A 2,719-nucleotide genomic window follows, 5' to 3' on the forward strand; every position below is an offset into this window, starting at 1 on the left:
CCCCGGTGGCACGCCGGTGTTCAGTGCCCACCAGATGTGCAGCGCAAAGCTGGGCAGCGACCCGCAGACGTGCGTCGCGAAACCCAATGGCGAGCTGCACGACACGACCGGGGTCTGGATCGCTGACGCCAGCGGGATGCCGTGCTGCTCCGGGGTGAATCCAATGGTGTCTGTCATGGCACTGGCGCGACGCACGGCGACGAACATGCTGAACCAGCTTTGACGCCTGCCGCAGTACTTATTGTGTGCTGTTAACCTGACGCGGCATGTGCGGGAGATCGTGGAAGCCGGCGTCGCCGACGGGTCTTTTGCGGTTCCGGACGGCTAGGGCGTCACCCTTGCCATCGTTTCACTGTGTGACGACGTCTGCCGGTGGTTCCCGACAGCGCGCTACGCCCATCCCGAAGCAGTGGCCAAGCTCTACTCCGAGTTGGCGGTACGCCTCGTCAGCGCGACTAGCGAGTAGGAACGACTAGATGATGCAACCGCAACTCGCGCAGCCCTGGGGAGGCGCCAGTCACTTCAGCGACATCGCCGGACCGGTGCACTGGGTGGACTTCGGCGGGCCGGTGGGGGTTCCGCCCATCGTCATGGTGCACGGATTGGGTGGCTCACACCTGAATTGGGTCAGGATCGGCGGACCGCTGGCCGAGCGCAACAGAGTGATCGCCATCGACCTGCCCGGATTCGGGTTCTCACCTGCCGCGGGCAGAAGGACCACCATCGAAGCCAACAGGAAGGTACTCGACCGCTTCATCAACGAAACCCTCGGCGGCCCAGTCATTTTGATGGGCAACTCGATGGGCGGTGCCGTCACGATCCTGGAGTCGGCCGCCACCCCGCAGGCGGTCGCCGCGGTAGTACTTGTCGATCCGGCACTGCCACGACCCGCGGAGGTTCCCGACCCCCAGGTCGCCGCACAGTTCCTGATGTACGCCCTTCCCGGCGTCGGTGAGGCCTTCATAGACATCAGCAGACGATCCAGAACCGACCGCGAGCTCGTCGAACGAGTCGTGAACCTGTGCTTTGCCGATCCTCGCCGAAGCTCCCCGGCGGTGATGGACGCCTCCACCGAACTCGTCGCACACCGTCGCCGCCATATGCCCTCCCAGGATGCCGCCTTCCTGCAGGCCGCACGGTCAATAGTCCGGGCCGGTCTCAGGCCGCGTCATTTCAAGAAGACGATGAGGTCGATTGTGCAGCCGGTGCTGCTCATCCACGGCGATCGGGATCGGCTGGTGCCCGTCGCCGCCGCGCGCATAGCGGCCGCCGCTAATCCCAAGTGGGACACCGAGATTCTCCATGACGTCGGACATACACCACAGCTCGAGGATCCCGACGCAGTAATCCACGCCGTGTCGCGCTGGCTGGATCGCCGCGAACTTGGCGCCACCGGCGCCGGAAACATGACCGCACCAGTTGAGGACAATCGATGAAACAGCTCTCCGGCTGCTCACGTCGTCTTGGGGACGTGTATGACATCCAACGGCGGACCGCCTCCGTCTGGCGCGACGGTTAGCTGCTGAGTCGCTCGGCGCCTGAGAGTCTCCGAGATCGACGTTAGCGACATCTGCTCTCGCACTTTGTCGCGCTACCGTCGATCTCGGCCGTGGCATGAGCAGCACCAAGCTCACCGGAGATCGCCGCGCACGCCGCCGACCCTTGCCAAGGGCCACCCAGGGGCAGCAGCGCGACGACACGCTGTCGACCGCGAGGTTCGAGTTCCGCTGGAACGACCAGTTCGCGCTGTCGCTCGACCCCGACAACGCTCGGTCGTTCAGGTACAGGCTCAGTCAGCGTCTTCGATGAACAGCGCCATCGACGCGGTAAATCCGTGCAACGCGTTGCGGCCCGCGATCGGGCCGATCTCCCCGGCGGCGAAGAAGCCGGCGAGCGGAATCCCACCAAGGAGTTCCTCGATGGTCGACGCGTCATGGTCGGCGACCCCGAACATCCGCCGCCCACGTCCGTTGCAGGTGAACAACAGCGCGCCAACCGGACGTCCGGGCAGCTGCGCTCCCGCCCGCTCTACGGCCAGGCGCAGGTCCTTGTCGGCCCCCGCTGCGTCACGGACCTGGAACTGCACGGTCGCTCCGACCTCGACAACGTCGCCGATCTCGATCGCCTCGGTCGAAGGGTCGGTTCCGAGCAGCCCGCGGATCAGGAAGTCGCCCTGACCCGGAGCCGCCAGGTGCTCGTCGACGACGATGCCGATCTGCAGGCCGTGGCTGACCAGTTCCTGCTCGCCGGGCGGCAGCCCCTCGACGATCTCACGCAGCCGCTGCAGCGGCGGTCGGCCGCCCAGCTCGGTGATCTGCGCGCCGTCCGCGCCGGTGACGATGTATGGGTGGCCGATCGGCCGGCAGCCCTGCGACACGATCGGGATAGCGTGCATGCCGGGCAGGCGCACGCCGACGAGGCCGGAGGTGAGCACGCCGTGGTCGCGGAACAGCCGGGTGTCGCCCGGTCCCCGCGCACCGCTCACCACGCCGCCCAGCACGGTCGTTCCCGGCAGGTCGGTGTTGAGGTGCTCGATGAGCAAGCTCGACGGGAATGTGTACGGGTCCGGCAGCAGCAGATGCAGATCGTGCGCGGTCCGGTCGAACCGGTAACCGGTGAGCAGGCCACCCGAGCCGGTGCGGACGAAGTCCAGCTGGAACGTCTCGGCGGCCAGGCCGGACGCCAGCCACACCGCGACCGCGGGCTCGTCCTCTATCTC

The 2,719-nt window shown here is 66.7% G+C and carries 3 protein-coding genes and 1 pseudogene; 3 read left to right on the top strand and 1 reads right to left on the bottom strand.

Going from position 1 to position 2,719, the window contains the following annotated elements:
* The first annotated feature begins 34 nt into the window (after window positions 1-34).
* From VKI00_RS23985 to VKI00_RS23995, 3 genes and pseudogenes are all read left to right on the top strand, one after another.
* Window positions 35-223 carry a GMC oxidoreductase gene (locus VKI00_RS23985; RefSeq protein WP_324441946.1) on the top strand — a complete coding sequence of 63 codons (189 nt, stop codon included), beginning with the start codon at window positions 35-37 and terminating at the stop codon, window positions 221-223.
* Between the two features lie 253 nt (window positions 224-476).
* Entirely contained in the window at window positions 477-1,436 is a 960-nt protein-coding gene (locus tag VKI00_RS23990) for an alpha/beta hydrolase (protein ID WP_324441942.1), read from the top strand.
* A gap of 200 nt (window positions 1,437-1,636) precedes the next feature.
* Window positions 1,637-1,779: pseudogene (locus VKI00_RS23995) on the top strand (phosphomethylpyrimidine synthase ThiC); the annotation flags it as partial.
* Window positions 1,780-1,789: 10 nt separating this feature from the next.
* On the opposite strand, the gene VKI00_RS24000 reads toward VKI00_RS23995, so the two are convergent.
* On the bottom strand, window positions 1,790-2,719 hold a 930-nt coding region (locus VKI00_RS24000; protein WP_324441944.1), incomplete at its 5' end, for an FIST signal transduction protein.

This window comes from Mycobacterium sp., from assembly GCF_035314665.1.
Lineage (GTDB): Bacteria > Actinomycetota > Actinomycetes > Mycobacteriales > Mycobacteriaceae > Mycobacterium.

Bases quoted from the DNA above. Each gene is read 5' to 3' on its own strand.
- VKI00_RS23985 (WP_324441946.1), top strand. From the start codon at position 35: ATGTGCAGCGCAAAGCTGGGCAGCGACCCGCAGACGTGCGTCGCGAAA.
- VKI00_RS23990 (WP_324441942.1), top strand. From the start codon at position 477: ATGATGCAACCGCAACTCGCGCAGCCCTGGGGAGGCGCCAGTCACTTC.